Annotated in this window: 15 protein-coding genes; 12 read left to right on the top strand and 3 right to left on the bottom strand. The window is 42.6% G+C overall.

Annotation, left to right across the window (positions count from 1 at the left end):
- Positions 1 to 4 precede the first annotated feature (4 nt).
- Positions 5 to 3,079: a hypothetical protein gene (locus PGQ38_RS14270; protein ID WP_270432344.1), complete on the top strand. Its 3,075-nt coding sequence runs from the start codon at positions 5 to 7 to the stop codon at positions 3,077 to 3,079.
- Positions 3,080 to 3,096: 17 nt separating this feature from the next.
- Positions 3,097 to 3,594: a hypothetical protein gene (locus PGQ38_RS14265; protein WP_270432341.1), complete on the top strand. Its 498-nt coding sequence runs from the start codon at positions 3,097 to 3,099 to the stop codon at positions 3,592 to 3,594.
- A gap of 79 nt (positions 3,595 to 3,673) precedes the next feature.
- Here PGQ38_RS14265 and PGQ38_RS14260 read toward each other — a convergent pair whose 3' ends face one another.
- Positions 3,674 to 3,994, bottom strand: a complete 321-nt coding sequence (locus PGQ38_RS14260) for a hypothetical protein (RefSeq protein WP_270432338.1) — start codon at positions 3,992 to 3,994, stop codon at positions 3,674 to 3,676.
- A 64-nt stretch (positions 3,995 to 4,058) separates the two neighbouring features.
- Positions 4,059 to 4,394 (bottom strand): hypothetical protein, encoded by a 336-nt coding sequence (locus PGQ38_RS14255; RefSeq protein ID WP_270432335.1) that lies wholly within the window; start codon positions 4,392 to 4,394, stop codon positions 4,059 to 4,061.
- 38 nt (positions 4,395 to 4,432) lie between these two features.
- Between PGQ38_RS14255 and PGQ38_RS14250 the strand changes: the two genes are divergently transcribed.
- The 7 genes from PGQ38_RS14250 (at position 4,433) to PGQ38_RS14220 (ending at position 11,894) form a co-directional block, all read left to right on the top strand.
- Complete coding sequence (locus PGQ38_RS14250; RefSeq protein WP_270432332.1) at positions 4,433 to 5,425, top strand: tyrosine-type recombinase/integrase; 993 nt, start codon at positions 4,433 to 4,435, stop codon at positions 5,423 to 5,425.
- Positions 5,426 to 5,628: 203 nt separating this feature from the next.
- Positions 5,629 to 5,817: a hypothetical protein gene (locus PGQ38_RS14245; RefSeq protein ID WP_270432329.1), complete on the top strand. Its 189-nt coding sequence runs from the start codon at positions 5,629 to 5,631 to the stop codon at positions 5,815 to 5,817.
- Positions 5,818 to 6,186: 369 nt separating this feature from the next.
- Positions 6,187 to 7,887 (top strand): shufflon system plasmid conjugative transfer pilus tip adhesin PilV, encoded by a 1,701-nt coding sequence (locus PGQ38_RS14240; RefSeq protein WP_270432326.1) that lies wholly within the window; start codon positions 6,187 to 6,189, stop codon positions 7,885 to 7,887.
- A 93-nt stretch (positions 7,888 to 7,980) separates the two neighbouring features.
- A complete protein-coding gene (locus PGQ38_RS14235) occupies positions 7,981 to 8,439 on the top strand; it encodes a phage holin family protein (RefSeq protein WP_270432323.1) in 459 nt (152 codons plus the stop codon).
- A gap of 28 nt (positions 8,440 to 8,467) precedes the next feature.
- Positions 8,468 to 9,406: an N-acetylmuramoyl-L-alanine amidase gene (locus tag PGQ38_RS14230; RefSeq protein WP_270432321.1), complete on the top strand. Its 939-nt coding sequence runs from the start codon at positions 8,468 to 8,470 to the stop codon at positions 9,404 to 9,406.
- Positions 9,407 to 10,356: 950 nt separating this feature from the next.
- Positions 10,357 to 10,839: a Cys-tRNA(Pro) deacylase gene (ybaK, locus tag PGQ38_RS14225; RefSeq protein ID WP_118581456.1), complete on the top strand. Its 483-nt coding sequence runs from the start codon at positions 10,357 to 10,359 to the stop codon at positions 10,837 to 10,839.
- A gap of 224 nt (positions 10,840 to 11,063) precedes the next feature.
- Complete coding sequence (locus PGQ38_RS14220; protein WP_270432318.1) at positions 11,064 to 11,894, top strand: hypothetical protein; 831 nt, start codon at positions 11,064 to 11,066, stop codon at positions 11,892 to 11,894.
- Between the two features lie 154 nt (positions 11,895 to 12,048).
- On the opposite strand, the gene PGQ38_RS14215 is transcribed toward PGQ38_RS14220, so the two are convergent.
- Positions 12,049 to 13,689, bottom strand: a complete 1,641-nt coding sequence (locus PGQ38_RS14215) for an ABC-F family ATP-binding cassette domain-containing protein (RefSeq protein WP_118581462.1) — start codon at positions 13,687 to 13,689, stop codon at positions 12,049 to 12,051.
- 296 nt (positions 13,690 to 13,985) lie between these two features.
- Here PGQ38_RS14215 and PGQ38_RS14210 point away from each other — a divergent pair, with 296 nt between their 5' ends.
- From PGQ38_RS14210 to nifJ, 3 genes are all read left to right on the top strand, one after another.
- A complete protein-coding gene (locus PGQ38_RS14210) occupies positions 13,986 to 14,507 on the top strand; it encodes a shikimate kinase (protein ID WP_148462237.1) in 522 nt (173 codons plus the stop codon).
- 154 nt (positions 14,508 to 14,661) lie between these two features.
- Complete coding sequence (locus PGQ38_RS14205; protein WP_118581465.1) at positions 14,662 to 15,075, top strand: RrF2 family transcriptional regulator; 414 nt, start codon at positions 14,662 to 14,664, stop codon at positions 15,073 to 15,075.
- Between the two features lie 202 nt (positions 15,076 to 15,277).
- Complete coding sequence (gene nifJ / locus PGQ38_RS14200) at positions 15,278 to 18,820, top strand: pyruvate:ferredoxin (flavodoxin) oxidoreductase (protein ID WP_118581468.1); 3,543 nt, start codon at positions 15,278 to 15,280, stop codon at positions 18,818 to 18,820.
- Positions 18,821 to 18,856: the final 36 nt, after the last annotated feature.

The raw sequence follows: 18,856 nt of genomic DNA, 5'->3' as shown, positions 1-18,856 counted from the left end.
TCCTGTGTATCAGCAGTCTTCAGAAGCTTTTGGAAACCTGGTACTACAGGATTCCCGAACTTTTAAAGCACTCATCACATATGATGATGTATCCATAACAAATGCGAAAAGCATTAAGTTTACTGGCGGAGCAGAAGGGGAGGATGATTTTTCCCTTGGCTCCACAGTGAGCCAGTACGTTACCATCACAATTCCGGATCCGGGAAAAGCCATTGAGGGGCATGAGCTCCTGGTCCAGATCGGAATGGAAGTGAACGGTCTGGTGGAATACATCCCCATGGGATATTTCACGCCTGGAAAACCATCCAGAAATGAAGAACAGATTGAGTTTACAGCCTATGACCGGATGATGAAAACAGAGCGTACATTCTCTATGGACGGAGACAGTACGGATACGGCAGCTGTTCTGAAAAGGATCCAGGAAATCACAGGGGTGATGGTTGTAACAGATGGTCTTTCCGGCATTTCCATGAAAGTTCCGAAAGGTTACAGCTGCAGGGAGGTCCTTTCTTACGCAGCACAGCTTCATGGCTGTTTTGCGGTATGTAACAGAAACGGACAGATTGAACTGCACAGCTACGTGGACAGCGGTTATACGGCCAGCACCGGCAGATACTGGGATTCTTTTGAACACAACGATTATCTGTTCCAGGTGGAAAAGCTTACCTGCTACACTGGCCAGGATGAAGAGGGGAAAGATGTTTCTGTTTCATCCGGAGACGGACCAAGGGCAGTGATCTTTTCCAATCCGTTTATGACACAGGATATCCTGGACAAAGTGATGGATTCCCTGAAAGGTTTTTCCTATATGCCAGGCTCCCTACGGATGATGGGAGACCCACGGCTAGATCCGTGGGACGTCCTCACCGTGGAAGACAGAAAAGGGGGCTCCTATAAGGTTCCGCTGATGAAACTGGAAAGGGAGTATGATGGCGGTTTTACGGATTCTGTGGAGGCTGTGGGTTTATCAGAAGATGAAACAAATGCAAACTGGAAAGGTCCTGCCACAAAAGAAATGGAGCGGTATTATGCACAGCTGGTGATGATCGACCACGCAATGATCAATAAGCTGGATGTGGATACTGCCAATTTAAAATTTGCAACAATCCAGAATCTGAATGCGGTCAATGCGACGGTACAGAACCTGGATGCAGAGTTTGGAAGCTTTAGGGATCTGACTGCTACAAATTTTACTGCCGCCAATGCAAAGATCAATATCCTGGATTCCAGTTATGCCAATATCAAAACCCTGCTTGCAGGTGGTGCCGGTGTGGGGGATTTGCAGAACATCCACCTTACTTCCCAGAATGCTGTGATTGACTCTGCACTGATCAGAACTGCAGTTATGCAGACGGTCACGGTCGGGGATCTTTTAAGCGGCACTATTTCCACCAATAAATTTATGATTACATCTGACGATGGCGGGATTAAGATCCAGGGGGCAACCCAGCAGTGGAGGGACGCAGACGGAACTGTCCGGATGCAGGCTGGCAGGGATGCAAACGGTGATTTTACCTTTTCCCTGTTCGATAAGACCGGAAAAGGGATTCTGCTGGATGCCACAGGTGTGAAAGAAGGAGCTATTGCAGATGGTCTGATCGTCAATAAGATGGTAGCGGATAACGCATCCATTGCCGGCACTAAGCTGGATATCCCTTCGGTGGTGTCGGCTATCAACGGCAGCTCCCAGAGCATCAAGAGCAGCCGGATCTGGTTTGACGATCAGAACCAGAGCCTGAACCAGTTATACAGCCAGATGAATACCAACATTGTCAGTGCTTCTACGACTGCATCCAATGCCGCCAGTACCGCAAATGCCGCCAGCAACACAGCAAATGCAGCTTCTGACGCGGCGAAGAAAGCCCTGGACACTTTGTCCGGGATTTCCACCCTGGATGCAATCGGGGCTTCCCTGGACAATGATGCACATGTGGTCCATACCTATACGGATGGTTCCGGTGGAGATTACAGCAGCTGTCATACCACTTTTTCCGTGTATCTGGGTGATACGGATGTTTCTGATCACATTGACCAGATTACGGTGAAAGCTTCTGAAGGTGTAAGCGGTACCTGGAACCCGAAAACCAGAACGTATCAGGTCACAGCAATGACTTCTGACAACGGCTACGTGGATATTTCGGGGCTTTACGGACTGGAAGGGAAAGTTCTTCTGGTCGGTGGAAAAGGGCTTGTTGTAGGCGGTAAAACGCTTGTTGTAAAGTCAATGGGCTCCTGGATCACCAAGAGATTTTCCATCAGCAAGGCAAAGGACGGAAAGATTGGTCTCAGTTATGACCTTCGCGTCAGCAGCCAGGTGATCCGGAAACAAAAGGACGGAAAGACTCTGGTTCCGGAAAGTGTGACTTTCTCAGCATTTAAGAATGACAATGGGATCATCAGCAGCTATTCCGGAATTTTTCAGATCGAGGAATCAAAAGACAATGGAAAGACCTATGTTTTGAAGTATGGTTCTTCATCTGCTGAGATCATGAAGATATATGCTCCCTCCGGAGCTGACGTGAACATGATCCGCTGTACCCTATATGATGCGTCCGGAGCCCAGAACCTGGATATCCAGACCGTCATGCTCCTTGCGGATGCGGAAGGCCTGGCTGATGATATCAAAGCCGCTCAGAAGACCGCAGACCAGGCAAAAGCTGCCATTGTCACGACAAACCAGAAAGTAGCCAACATTGAGACAAGCGTGGATGGTTTAAAGATGAATCTGTCCGAGACGACTACAGACCTCCACGGTCTGGTGGGAAATTCACTTCTGTACAATGTCCGCTATCATGACAACGAAGACGGCACCACAACTGTGACTGCAGTTGTGTACCAGAATGGAAGCGAGGTCACAAAGAATTATCCGGCAGCATGGTTTTCTTGGAGAAAAAAGACTGAAAGCGGTGAGAGCTTCCTGGGTTACGGCTACAGTATCAAAGTAAAGAATGAAGATTACATGTTTGGCGGTGTGGTGATCGGACGATTTACCACATACAAGACCGCAGCGCTCATAGTAGGCGGCAAACTCCTTGTGATCGGAGGGAAAGCTGTCAATCTGAATGTAGATGCGGTATGAAGAAAGGAGATTAAGCTATGGCATTACCACAAGACGGCCAGGACGCAAACGGCCTCACAAAAGTAACACAGATTCCCGCAGGGAAAGAATTGATGTTCATCGATCCCACCACGAATGAGGGTGGGATTATTACGTTGGAGGATTTGACAAAGCAGATTTTGAATGGATTGCTTTCCCAGACCTTCGCTCTGGATGCAGGGCAGAAGACGATAATACAGGCATTGAACACACTAAATAGTGATAAAATTTCGAATGATAGATTTACAGTTCAACACATTTATTATGAAGACACCAAAGTATCCGAACTGGGTGGTCTGGATGCTTGCGTAAGAGATGCTCTTAACAATACCATTTTAAAAGATGGAGCATTTTATGGTACTTTTGTCGCAGGCATACAGTATCTTATGATTGGATATCGATATTCAAATGCCGCATATGGTGCTGTAATATTGTTCGGATATAATAATAGTACTGAAAGATGGAATATAAATAATGGCGAAGTTATAAAGGCTTGATTTCATTTATATACAATTGTTCTAGTCAGCAAGATATATGTATTTTTCTTTTGCTATTGTAATATTTACCAGCTATTATTTAATAATGAATAATTGTCCACTCTTGCCAAGTCCCAGCAAGTTTATGACGTTTTCTAACAGTTCCAGAATAATATATTGCTATTTGTACGCCATAATCGTCCATCGAATACATGTACCCGAATATGACCGTAAAACCTCCTCCGAAAAGAGAACTGCCAATTCTGTCGTTGAACATAATAATATATGGTCTTGTTCTGCCAGTACCAAATAATAATGAAGGGGTATCAATTTTCTCCAAGGCATTTGCGTGATCTGGATAAATAACATCTTTCCAAAGAACGGAGTCACATTTAAAAGCAAATCTCTTGAATGGCTTCATGGAATGGTATTATCATCAGGCGACAATCTGACGATTACTTTACTAAAATAATAATTATACAAGGTTATTTAAAAACACTAATAAAAATAGGATTGGAATATATATCACATTCAAAAATTATACTTTTTCTATTCTCACCAATTTGAATTTTGGCATCATTTCCACCTTCATATATTTTTTTTACTGATGCATTATTAAATACTCCACCAGTTTGTCCGAGAGTTATAAGATAAAGCCCAGTTCTATTAATGCACAATACGCTAATATCTGAAACGATTGGTGCAATACGATATAGAGTACGATTATTTTCGGTTTTTATATATTCAGCTCTGCTAATGTATTTTTTGGTCTCACTATTTTGTTTGCTGGAGCTTATAGGAAAAAGTAGCTTCCTTACCATGATACCGATTATACTTGTGGTAAGGAGGTGATACTTTTATGACAGAAAATTTTATAAAAAATGTGGTAGCAGCTATGCAGGACAGTTTGACAGATGAACAATTACAGAAATTGGAAAACGTATTGGCAATTAATCTACACGGATTGGAAGTAAAAGAGGAATGTACGCAATTAGTAACATCAGAGAGGCATTGGGAAAGAATTCTGAAAATGTACATAGCCAGTAAGCGCTTGGAAAATTGTGCGGAATCTACTATGATTGCTTACAAACGGTGTATTTCAATGTTGTTTATAGGACTGAATAAGAAAATCCATGAGATAACTACTAACGATTTGAGATATTATCTTGCCATGTACCAGGAACAAAGAAAGATTTCTCTGTCATATTTGGAGACTCTTAGGCACTATATAAGCAGTTTCTTTACATGGGCTACGGATGAAGGCTACATCAATCGGGATCCTTCCAGGAGACTGCGAAAGGTGAAAGTACCTCAGAAGCTTAAGAAACCATATACTGCAGAAGAAAGGGAACATCTTAAAGATATAGCCAAGACAGAACGAGACGTAGCCATCATGGAGCTACTTTACAGTACTGCTGGGCGTATTGGAGAGGTAGTATCAATCAATCGCGAAGATGTTGATTTTCCTAACCGTGAAATTGTGATATATGGACAGAAGGGAAAGAAAGAGCGCAAAGTGTATCTTACGGAGGGGTGCATATATCATTTGAAGAAATACCTGGCAAGCCGAACAGATGACAATCCAGCTTTATTTGTTGTAGATCGGAAACCTTATAGCCGACTGCAAAGGGAAGCGATTCAAACAATGTTACGCAAGCTTGGAACAGAAGCCGGAATACATGCACATCCGCATAAGTTCCGGCGAACACTGCTTACTGATGCAGGAACCAGAGGTGTACCGTTGCAGGAGATCCAAGCTTATGCCGGTCATGCCAAACCTGATACGACCATGTTATACGTATCAGTTAAAGATGAAACAGTGAAAGCTTCATTTATGCGATTAATGGCATAAAGTAACTTGCAATAGGCGAAGAAAAAAGCCGGCTGAAAAGGTGGCTTGGGTAAACACGGCCTGTTGAGGATTGGATGGACATTTATAGCAAAAAGGAAGACGACATATAAAATAGTGATAAAATTTCAAATAATAAATTTGCAGTTCAACACATTCGTTACGAAGACTCCGAGGTAATCGAACTAGGAGGTCTTGATGCTTGTATGAGGGATGCGCTTAACAATACTATTCAAAAAGATGGAGCATTTTATGGCACTTTCACTGCAAATATACAGTATCTCATGCTTGGCTATCGTTACGCAAACGGAACATACGGTGTCGTAATATTATTTGGTTACAACAATAGCACAGAACGATGGAATATAAATGACGGAAAAATCACAAAGGTTTAATAGTGTTTATATGTACCGCCAATCAGAATATTTCCCTACATTATCACTATTAAAATTGCAGTTTCGAATTGCAATCTTACTTGAGCCAAAGCTAAATGCAAATTGAACACCGTATTGCAATCCAGTATCTGTTAATAGTGTATCACCAATAATAATATATCTGTTTCCGACAAGTTCAGTAGGTAAACTCCCTTTGGAATCTGCAGTTGAAGCGACGATATATTGATCACTTAACAAATCAATATTTCCATTAAATTCGTGAAAGCTCTCACTATTTTGTATGCAGAAAAGAAGAATTCATGCTAAAGGGCACCCATGTGGTGTCTTTTATTATGAATTTTTTCAAAAAAAGAAAAGGAGGGAGGTAGTGTGCGCTTTGAAAAAGAAGTATCCATATTTGCCAAGAATGCCATCCTAAAAAGATTTCAGGCAAATGAAACAAATTTATCCATAGTGCAGGGAAAGATATCCGCTATAATATCCGAGGACGAAATTACAGAACTGCAGTCTGGTCGCGTTACGATGTATTCCAAACTGGGAGAAGTAGAGCAGACGGCCAGCGGTGTAAGCTCTAAGTTTTCAGAGTTTAAAACAGATTATGATAAGGCTCAGGAAGAGTATAAAAAATTCAAGACAAATACATCTGAATACATTCAAACTGCCGGGCAGTTCCAAAGTACAGTTGAATCCTATATAGGCACCAATGATGAAAAGGTGAACAATATAAAAACCACAGCCAGTCAAACCGCGGAAAAATTCACCTGGCTTGTTGAGTCAGGTGAATCCAGTACAAATTTTATTCTGACTGATCGCGTTACGGAATTGATTACCGAAAGTCTTGTGATTAAGAACAAAGATGGTAAAAAAACAATTATATCCGGCGGCAGGATGGATATAGATGAAATCTTTGCGCAGGACATTACAGCATCCGGTTCAATTACAGGAGCTACGCTGAAAGGTGGAAAAATATCCGGATCTGATATTGTGGCAAACACAATGACAGCAAATGAATCCTATTCTATTTACAATGGTAATAGCAGCCAGAAAATATTATACTTTGACGGAACATCCATAAAACTTGGAAAAATGGGAACCGGAACATCTATACAAAGTGGTGCCGGGTTCGAGTTTTTCGATAAAACAATCACGATGTATGGTAGTCTGAGTTTATACAGTGGAGATATTACCACTCCTGGCAAAGTACAGGGAAAAACAATAACTGCGACTGCAGATATAAATACCGATACCATATATGCATCTAATTGGTTTAGATCGCGTGGTAATACAGGATGGTATAGCGAGAATTATGGTGGTGGCTGGTATATGGCTGATTCCGATTGGATTCGGGCATATAACGGGAAAGGTATAACCACCACTGGCAATATGTCCATTGGCGGTTTTATTCAGAGTAATAACATAATAAATACAACTTACGAGTATCAGTCCAATAGAGGATCAGTAGACTGGCGCTTTGGCGCTGCAACAAGTACAGGTGATGAAAATTTCTTCAGCTTTTATAACGCTAACAATGGAATAATCCCACTAGCAGTTGACGGAAATTTTGGAAACATTTACGTTGGGTATAATGTGGGCGGTTCTGGTTCGAATACTGCGGTAGGAATATATCTCGGCGAGAAAGTAGCCGGAAACAGAGCTTTTATTTATCACGGAGATTCGTACGCCGGATCAATTTGGATTCAAACCAGACTTGATGGATCGTGGAAATGGTTTAGTCTCGGAAGGGTATGCAGTACAGCTCTTTCTGATATTCGACTAAAAGGTGACATAAAAGACACCGAAGTAGAAGACGCCACAAAAGTAATAGAATCAATGAAAATTCGTTCATTCGAGCGAAAAGATTCCCATAAGAAATACAAGATTGGCTTTATAGCAGATGAGCTTGAACAGCTTGATCCTAATCTTGTCGATGGTGGCGGAGTACTTGACGGACACCCATATTATAAATCTGTCAATAATTTACAGATGATTGCGTATGTTGTAAAAGCAATGCAAGAACTTAATCTCAGAGTGGATAAAATGGAGAAAATGCAAAATTTCAAAGAAAACTAAATGGAGGAATATAAAATGGAGATTAGAGCGAGACCGTAACCGGTCTTATTTTTATACCATAAAATAATATAATAAGAAGGAGAACACATAATTATGAAGGTGATTGATACGTATAATGCCATTGTTGGCGCAGCTGTTGCTGTATTGAGCTATATCTTTGGAGAGCACTGGATCCTGTTTGCATTGTTCCTGGCATTTAATGTTGCCGACTGGATCACAGGCTGGATGAAAGCCAGACTGACACACAAGGAAAATTCCAAAGCCGGATGGAAAGGGGTACTGAAAAAACTGGCTTACTGGATCATGATTGCGGTAGCCTTTGGGGCATCTGCAGTGTTTGTGGAGATTGGAAAGACGCTTGGCGTTGATTTGGGAATTACCACATTACTTGGCTTCTTTGTCCTGGCATCCCTGTTAGTAAATGAGATCAGATCTATTTGTGAGAATCTGGTGGAGATGGGAGGGGAGGTTCCGAAGATTTTAATCAGGGGGCTGGAAGTGGCAGACAAGGCAATCAATAAAGATGGAGAAGATTTTGACGAGGGCGAGTGATCGCCCTCATTTTTTGTGGAGGAAGACTATGGATATTATTAAAATGATCACCAAAAAGAAATGCTATGTAGGTCAGAACAAACCGGCTTACGTGGTAATCCATGAGACAGATAACTGGGGAAAAGATGCGGATGCAAACGCTCACGCAAGAGCCATGAGTAATGGAAACCTGGATACCACTGTGCATTACTATGTGGATTCTAAAAGTATTTACCAGACCCTGGAGCATTCAGACGGAGCCTGGGCGGTAGGAGATGGAAAAGGCAAGTATGGAATCACAAATCGAAACAGCATCAATATTGAAATCTGTGTAAATCCGGAGACGGATTATTACGTGGCTGTAGACAAGGCAGAACAACTGGCTGCTTTTCTGCTGAAACAGTATGGTTGGGGAACGGATCGGTTGAAACGTCACTATGATGCATCACGTAAACATTGCCCGCGCAGGATCCTGGATGAAGGACTGTGGACATCTTTTGTAGAAAAGACCGCATATTATATGGGTATACCAGAAAAACGAAATTATCTTCGAAAGGGAGATTCTGGAGACGAAGTTAAACAGCTTCAGCAGAATCTTATAAAACTGGGATATAACTGCGGAGCAGCAGGTGCAGATGGAATCTTCGGTAACGCTACCGAAAAAGCAGTTAAGGCATTCCAGAAGGATAACGGCCTGACTGAGGATGCCCTTGCCGGAGAAAAGACACAAAATCAGATTAAAAATCTTTTGCAGAAGAAAAGTAGCGTCAAGTATTACATCCAGGCTGGAGCCTACGGAACAAAAGAAAATGCAGATGTAATGGTGAAAATGCTTAAGAAAAAAGGATTTTCAGCAAGTATCCGCAAAGTATCCGGTTCTGTCCCATACCGTGTCCAGGTTGGCACCTACAGAACAAAGAAGGCTGCCAACAAAGTGGTGAAGAAGCTGAAGGCAGCAGGATTCACAGTCCTGGTGAAGAACCTGTGATGTCGAAATCTGTCGCATTATCTCGCACGATAAAACTCGACAGATGAGAAAGAATCTGGTACATTAAATATATCCCTTAGATATGAGAAAAGCCCTTGCTTTCCTGCAGCTGCCCGCAGAAAAGCAAGGGCTTTTCTTCTTATTTTAATATAGCGAAAACAGAGTGAGGTAACATACGAAGAGATATGTAACATATGAGTAACTAACAAAAGCTATAATAATGCTGTAAAATAAAGGCTTACAGTTTCCGTTGAGGAAGCTGCTAAGGCTGGTAAGTTCTAATAATTGAATAAACTATAATTGCTATATAGCAATAAAATTGGGCACTCTGTACAAAATACAGGGTGCTCATTTTTTATCCACAAAGTTAACATGCAGGCTCTGCCTGCGTCATGCCCACACAAACAATTTCGCGTGGGCAAAATGAGAGTGGAATTCTGAATGCATATATATAATGATACCAGTGTCAAAAGGTCAAAAAGCTGTTCGTGCTTGCACGATAAGGCTTTTGAGCTTGGGACACGCCAAATATGAGAAAGTAGCGATTTACGCAGTAAATCAGCGGATTTCGAATATTTGGAGGATTGCGGGAGCAGCGTAGCTGCGTAGCAATCCGGGTATCAAATGAGTGTCAAAAGACCTTTTGACACTCATATCATATAATGTGGGTGCTAAAATTTGACTTCTACTCACAGAAATTTTCACAAACCCATCAAATCTCCCTCACAATTTCATCACAGATTCCAGGTATATTAATAATCAAACAAAGGCGATAACCTTTTTAATCGTATAGATCATATTTTCTTTTTCATACTTGCCAGGACTTTTTGATAAGTCCTGGCCCTCCTTTTTTTTCTGGGACAAAATCAGCCCGACAGATTCCATTGACGAAAACATAATTCTATGGTAAAACTTTACTATGCCAATACATTACAGGAGGTTGACCCGAAATGGCAAAAGAAGCAAAGACAAATGCAATGCGAATGCTGGACAGACAGAAGGTAAAGTATGAAACACTTGCTTATGAATGTGATGAATTTATTGATGGAATCCATTGTGCGGATATTACAGGAGCACCTTATGAGCAGTCCTTTAAAACGCTTGTGATGGAAGGGAAAAGCGGCGGATATTATGTATTTGTAGTTCCGATTGAGAAAGAAGTGGATCGTAAGGCAGCTGCCAAAGCAGTAGGAGAGAAGGCAGTTGATATGATCCATGTGAAAGATATTACGAAGATCACAGGCTATGTTCGCGGTGGCTGCAGCCCTATTGGAATGAAGAAACCTTTTCCCACGGTTTTTGATGCTTCGGCAGGAAATTTTCAGGAAATTTATGTAAGCGGGGGGAGAATCGGCCTGACCTTGAAAGTGCCGGTAGCGGATCTTCTGAAAGTGACAGGCGGCAAACTGGCTGCAATCACAGCAGAAGAGTAAGAAACATATATTTTACAGAAAACAAAGCGAAATATGCTAAAATATTTATAAAGAAAACACTGCATGCTGCTATATGCCAAATGCCTTTTTCAAACACACTCTGGCACAGTCAGCAGTGCGAATCAGAAACAAATGATAAAGTGTTCCTGATAAGGGTTCGGTAAGCAAAAGCCACCAGCAAATGTATTATATTAAGCTCGCAAGACGAGCAGCAAGGAGGATTTATGAGAGAAGGAAAGAAGTTTAAGAAACTATTGATCGGGGTCGCAGCGGCTGCTATGACCATGCTTTGTACCTTGCCGGTATCAGCGGCAACCAAATCGTTTAAACCAATCACAGTAAAAGCAGGCAGATGTATTCATTTATTGAATACCAATATTCAGTCAAATGCGATTACGAATTACAGTTACCGCATTCAGCCGCAGAGTTCCGGCACCAGATATGATATTGTATATGCATATGGCGGAGAAGCAGAAGCTTTGAAGGGCGCCAGAACAGATTCTGGCCAGATTATTAACAACACATACATTAAGAGCAGCACCTCTTCCAATCAAGGAATGATCGCCTGCCTTAAGGTTACATCAGGTTCTGTGAAACTTAGCGTGAAAATCACCTCACCGAATGCCAAGAGCAAGATTACAGCAGCATACCAGAGCTCCAGCCATAGTCCACTGAAGAACACAAGGACCATCAAGAAAGGTCAGTGGATCAAGATGACAAGAACCGGAAGCAATCTTTCTACTTTACCATTAATTGTTGCAGCTAAGAAGGGCGCTAACATTAATCGCAGATTAAACACAACCTCTTATGAAAATTACAGCTTCAAGTCCAAGTATGTGGCATTCAGACGCTACACCAATAAGAAGGGCGGCAAACTCTATAAGAGAAAATATCTGACTACCAATGGAAGAACCAAGTATCATTTTATGCTGATTCCACAGAGCTCTGCCGGAAGATCCTATACAGGTGTTCTGACCACGAAGAAAGGCAATGTAACTTATTACTATCCGTCTGATTATATTACGGTAAGCGGATATGCAGGAAACAGTAAATAAACCCTGAACTCTTTTTTAAACACGCTCTGGAAAAGTAAACAACAATATCTGCGAAAAGCTCCTCCTGTCAGTTGATTTGGCAGGAGGAGCTTTTTAAGAATGTGTTTGGAAAATCTGTGTCGTACATCTTGCGGAAAGACTTTTCAAACGCGTTTTAATTATCCTGAGCGTCTTCTTCAGTAATCTCAAAGACATGGCGCTTTTTAGCCATCTCATCACTTGCAAGATATTCGTCATAAGTAGTGATCTTGTCAATCATAGTACCATTTGGAAGAATTTCCATAATGCGGTTTGCAGTTGTCTGAACAAACTGATGATCATGAGAGGTGAAAAGAATTACCCCTGGGAACTTGATCAGACCATTGTTCAATGCAGTGATGGACTCCATGTCCAGATGGTTGGTAGGCTCATCCAGAATCAGGATGTTGGCACCGGAAATCATCATTTTGGAAAGAAGGCAGCGAACCTTCTCACCACCGGAAAGTACGCGGACACGTTTCACACCATCCTCACCAGGGAAGAGCATACGTCCAAGGAAACCACGTACATAAGTGGCATCCTTGATCTCAGAATACTGTGTCAGCCAGTCTGTGATCGTAAGATCGTTATCGAATTCCTGAGTATTGTCTTTGGGGAAATAAGCCTGGGTGGTAGTGATTCCCCATTTATAATTACCTTCATCCGGTTCCATTTCTCCAGTGATGATCTTGAAGAAAGTAGTAATCGCCTGCTCATTGGCACCAACGAAAGCAACCTTGTCCTCACGTCCAAGAGTGAAAGAAATGTTATCCAGAACCTTCACGCCATCAATGGTTTTGGAAAGATTTTCAACCATGAGAACTTCATTTCCAATTTCACGGTTCGGGCGGAAGTCGATGTAGGGATATTTACGGCTGGAAGGACGCATGTCATCCAGCTGGATCTTCTCAAGGGCTCTCTTACGGGAGGTTGCCTGCTTGGACTTGGAAGCGTTAGCACTGAATCGGGAAATAAATTCCTGGAGCTCTTTAATTTTCTCTTCTTTTTTCTTGTTTGCTTCTTTCATCTGCTTGATCAGAAGCTGGCTGGATTCATACCAGAAATCATAGTTACCAGCGTACAGCTGAATTTTACCATAATCAATATCAGCAGTCTGTGTACAAACCTTGTTCAGGAAGTAACGGTCATGGGATACCACGATAACAGTATTATCAAAATTGATCAGGAATTCTTCAAGCCACTCAATCGCGGGAAGATCCAGATGGTTGGTAGGCTCATCCAGCAGCAGAATGTCAGGATTTCCGAAAAGTGCCTGTGCAAGAAGAACCTTGACCTTCATGCTACCGGTCAGGTCAGCCATCTGTGCATAGTGGAATTCAGTGTCAATTCCAAGACCGTTCAGAAGAGTAGCAGCATCGGATTCTGCTTCCCATCCGTTCATCTCTGCGAATTCACCTTCAAGCTCGCTGGCACGGATTCCGTCTTCGTCGGTAAAATCCTCCTTGGCGTAAATGGCTTCCTTCTCTTTCATGATCTCATAGAGACGAAGGTTACCCATAATTACAGTGTCGAGAACTGTATAGGCATCATATTTGAAGTGATCCTGCTGTAAAAAAGAGAGACGTTGTCCTGGTGTGATCACAATGTCGCCCTTGGTAGGCTCCAGCTGACCGGAAAGAATCTTCAGAAATGTAGATTTTCCTGCACCGTTGGCGCCAATAAGTCCGTAGCAGTTTCCTTCTGTAAATTTGATATTAACATCTTCGAAAAGAGCTTTCTTTCCAACTCGCAAAGTAATATTGTTTGCTGAAATCATATTTTCCTCCTATATTAAAACGTTATCCTTATAAATACACATATAATGATAAGTATAGCCGATTTTCATTTTATCGTAAACTGGCAAATTTGCAACAATTATTTCTTGTTTAAAGGCTGTTTTACAGCAGAAACATGGAGAAAACTTACAAAATCCAAAAACCTTAGACTTTACAAAAAAAAAAGCCGCTGTTATAATGGCTGAATATAATGCCAGAATGAATAAAAGCTCCGGAAGTTTTTTCTAAAAGGTGGTGTACGGTGCTGCTTCCCTGGCATTCAACTGGAGGAAAAATTATGCCGAAGAAACAGATATATCTTACCGGTTTTATGGGAACCGGTAAAAGTATGATCCTGAATTGCCTGCATGAGGTATGCGGTTTTGACAAAATTGAGATGGATGAGCAGATTGTTCAGGAACAGGGAATGAGCATTCCAGAAATTTTTGAAAAAAAAGGGGAAGAATATTTTCGGAATCTGGAGACCGAACTTGTAAAAAAAATTTCTGCCATGGATAATATCGTAGTATCGTGTGGCGGAGGAACTGTAATGCGTCAGTGCAATGTAGATGAGATGAAGAAGAATGGAACGATTGTTCTTTTGACAGCAGAACCAGAGACTGTTTACGAAAGAGTGAAAGGCAGCCACAACAGACCTCTTCTGGAAAAAAATATGAATCCGGAATACATAAAAGAATTGATGGAGGCAAGGCGTCCCAAGTATGAAGCTGCTGCAGACTTTGTTATAAAAACAGACAATCGGACAGCGGAAGAAATCTGCCTGGAAATAAATAAACGTCTAAAAACAGTCGATAACTAAAAATAGTGTGAAATTAATGTTAAAAAAATTAAAAAACTATTGAAATAGAAGTTGAAAATTGCTATAATTTGAACATACTGGGAGGAGAAGAGAAGAAAAGGGACATAATATAAGAATCAGTATGATTTGTGTCCAGTAAGGAGAAGGTACAGACATGTTTATTACAAGAGAGTGCGATTACGCAGCAAGAGTTCTTCGGGCACTGTCAGGGGAAACTCGCCTTAGCGTTAATGAAATCTGCGAGAAGGAATCCATTACCGCTCCCTTTGCCTATAAGATACTAAAGAAACTTCAGAAAGCCGGTATTGTGAAAGGATATCGCGGAGTCCATGGTGGATATGCCATGAATAAATCACTTGGTGAACTGACTCTGTTTGACGTATATAAGGCTATTGACCCGGATTTGTTCATTATAGAATGTATGGCTTCAGGTTATGAGTGTCCAACAGATGGAAAAGGAGATCATCTTCCTTGCTACATGCACAGAGAACTCTGTGAGATTCAGCAGGGGGTGTGGGAAATGCTTAAGAGAAAATCCCTTCAGGAAGTTCTCATGCCGGAAATGTAATATGCTAAAAAGCTGGTCAGACTCCATAAAGGAGTATCTGGCTGGCTTTTTTTATGCTTACTGGTAATCTTTGTATGTGATAATATACAAAAATCAAAATAGACATCATTGGAAGATTATGCTATAATGTCATATGGACTTTTAGACACATTGTGTCTAGAAATATTATTTTCATCATACCTTTAAGGAGGAAAAACAAACTATGGCAAGAAAGATGAAAACCATGGATGGTAACCATGCAGCCGCTCATGCATCATACGCTTTTTCTGATGTAGCTGCAATTTACCCGATCACCCCTTCATCTGTTATGGCTGAGGCTACAGACGAGTGGGCAACCCAGGGAAGAAAGAACATCTTTGGACAGGAAGTACAGGTAACAGAGATGCAGTCTGAGGCTGGTGCTGCTGGTGCAGTACACGGATCTCTTGCAGCTGGTGCCCTTACTACTACCTATACAGCATCCCAGGGTCTGTTACTGATGATCCCGAACCTTTACAAGATTGCTGGTGAGCAGCTTCCGGGTGTATTCAACGTATCCGCTCGTGCACTTGCTTCCCACGCACTTTCCATTTTCGGAGATCATTCCGATGTTATGGCCTGTCGTCAGACTGGTTGTGCAATGCTGTGTGAGTCTTCCGTACAGGAAGTTATGGACCTTACTCCGGTAGCACACCTTGCAGCAATCAAGGGAAAAGTTCCGTTCATCAACTTCTTCGACGGATTCCGTACATCTCACGAGATCCAGAAGATTGAGACATGGGACTATGAAGACCTGAAAGATATGGCAGATATGGACGCTATCCAGGCATTTCGTGATCACGCACTGAATCCGAACCATCCATGTCAGAGAGGTTCCGCTCAGAACCCGGATATCTTCTTCCAGGCAAGAGAGGCATGTAACCCATACTACGATGCTCTTCCGGCAGTCGTACAGGAGTACATGGACAAAGTTAACGCTAAGATCGGTACTGATTACAAGCTGTTCAACTACTATGGAGCAGCAGACGCAGAGCACGTTATCGTAGCTATGGGTTCTGTAAATGATACCATCGAGGAGACAATCGACTACTTAATGGCAGCTGGCAGAAAAGTTGGTGTTGTTAAAGTTCGTCTTTACAGACCATTCTGTGCACAGGCTCTTATCGATGCTATTCCTGAGACAGTTAAACAGATCACAGTTCTTGACAGAACGAAAGAGCCAGGAGCTCAGGGCGAGCCTCTGTATCTTGATGTTGTTGCTGCACTTAAGAACAGCAAATTTGACGGCGTTAAGATCTTCTCCGGACGTTACGGACTTGGTTCCAAGGACACAACACCGGCTCAGATCGTAGCTGTTTATGACAATACTGAGAAAGAGAAATTTACTCTTGGTATCGTTGATGATGTTACAAACCTTTCCCTTGAGACAGGCGCTCCGCTTGTAACCACTCCAGAGGGAACAACAAACTGTAAGTTCTGGGGACTTGGTGCTGATGGTACTGTAGGTGCTAACAAGAACTCCATCAAGATCATCGGTGACAATACAGATATGTACGCTCAGGCATACTTTGATTATGACTCCAAGAAGTCAGGTGGTGTTACAATGTCCCACCTTCGTTTTGGTAAGAAACCGATCAAATCTACCTACCTGATCCACAAAGCAAACTTTGTAGCATGCCACAATCCGTCCTATGTGAACAAATATAACATGGTACAGGAGCTGGTTGACGGCGGTACATTCCTTCTGAACTGTGCATGGGATATGGAAGGTCTTGAGAAACATCTTCCAGGACAGGTTAAGGCATTTATCGCTAACCACGGTATCAAATTCTACACCATCGACGGTGTTAAGATCGGTATTGAGACCGGCATGGGACCAACACGTATCAACACAATCCTTCAGTCCGCATTCTTCAAACTTACCGGAATCATTCCGGAGGAGCAGGCTATCGAGCTTATGAAGGCTGCTGCGAAAGCAACATACGGACGTAAAGGTGATGATGTTGTTCAGAAGAACTGGGCAGCTATCGATGCTGGTGCTAAGCAGGTTGTTGAGATTCAGGTTCCAGAGAGCTGGAAAGATGCTGCAGACGAGGGTCTTCATATGACTCACGCTACAGAAGGACGTCAGGAAGTTGTTGATTTCGTTAACAACATCCAGGCTAAGGTTAATGCTCAGGAAGGTAATACACTGCCTGTATCTGCATTTAAAGATTATGTTGACGGTACTACACCATCCGGTGCTGCTGCATACGAGAAACGTGGTATCGCTGTAAATATCCCTGTATGGAATCCGGAGAACTGTATCCAGTGTAACAGATGTGCTTATGTCTGCCCACACGCAGTTATCCGTCCGGTAGCTCTTACAGCTGAAGAGGCTGCAAATGCTCCAGAGGGAATCAAGACATTACCAATGACTGGTATGAAAGATGAATATCAGTTTACAATGACTGTATCCGCTCTTGACTGTACAGGATGTGGTTCCTGTGCGAACGTCTGCCCAGGCAAGAAAGGTGCTAAGGCACTTGCTATGGAAAACCTTGAAGCAAACATGGGCGAGCAGAAATACTTCGATTACGGTGTAACCCTTCCGGTTAAAGAAGACGTTATCGCTAAATTCAAAGAGACAACTGTTAAGGGAAGCCAGTTCAAACAGCCGCTTCTTGAGTTCTCAGGAGCTTGTGCTGGATGTGGTGAGACACCTTACGCAAAACTGATCACCCAGCTGTTTGGTGACAGAATGTACATTGCAAACGCTACAGGATGCTCCTCTATCTGGGGTAACTCCTCACCTTCTACACCATATACCGTAAATGCTAAGGGACAGGGTCCTGCATGGGGCAACTCCTTATTTGAGGATAATGCTGAGTTCGGTTATGGTATGCTTCTTGCTCAGAAAGCTATCCGTGATGGCCTGAAAGCAAAAATTGAAGATGTTGTAGCTAACGGTGACAATGCAGATGTTAAAGCTGCTGGTCAGGAATGGCTGGATACTTTTGCATGCGGTGCTACCAACGGTGCAGCAACAGAGAAACTGGTTGCAGCTCTTGAGGCTTGCGGATGCGACAAGGCAAAAGACATTCTTACACAGAAAGACTTCCTTGCTAAGAAATCCCAGTGGATCTTCGGTGGTGACGGATGGGCTTACGATATCGGATTCGGTGGTGTTGACCATGTTCTCGCAAGCGGACGTGACATCAACGTTATGGTATTCGATACAGAGGTTTACTCCAACACAGGCGGACAGTCTTCCAAGTCTACACCTACAGGTGCGATCGCACAGTTCGCAGCTGGCGGTAAAGAGACCAAGAAGAAAGATATGGCTTCTATCGCAATGAGCTATGGTTATGTATATGTTGCTCAGATATCTATGGGAGCTGACTTCAACCAGGCTATCAAAGCAATTGCAGAGGCAGAGGCTTATCCGGGACCATCACTTATCATTGCATACGCTCCATGTATCAACCATGGTATCAAGAAAGGTATGTCAAAAGCTCAGACAGAGGAAGAGCTTGCTGTTAAGTGTGGATACTGGCACAACTTCCGCTTCAATCCAGCTGCTGAGGGAAGCAAGTTCAGCCTTGATTCCAAAGCACCGGATATGACAGATTATCAGGAATTCCTGAACGGTGAGGTTCGTTACAACTCCTTACAGCGTCAGAATCCTGAGAAAGCTGCCAGACTGTTCGCTAAGAACCAGTCCGAGGCTAAGGCAAGATACGAGTATCTGCAGAAGCTGATCACTCTGTACGGAACAGAGGAATAAGAATTACCCGCGGCAAGTCCGCATTATAAATATATA

The sequence above is a fragment of the Blautia faecis genome, assembly GCF_027662325.1.
GTDB lineage: Bacteria > Bacillota > Clostridia > Lachnospirales > Lachnospiraceae > Blautia_A > Blautia_A faecis.
This window is presented reverse-complemented; position numbering and strand designations above follow the sequence as displayed.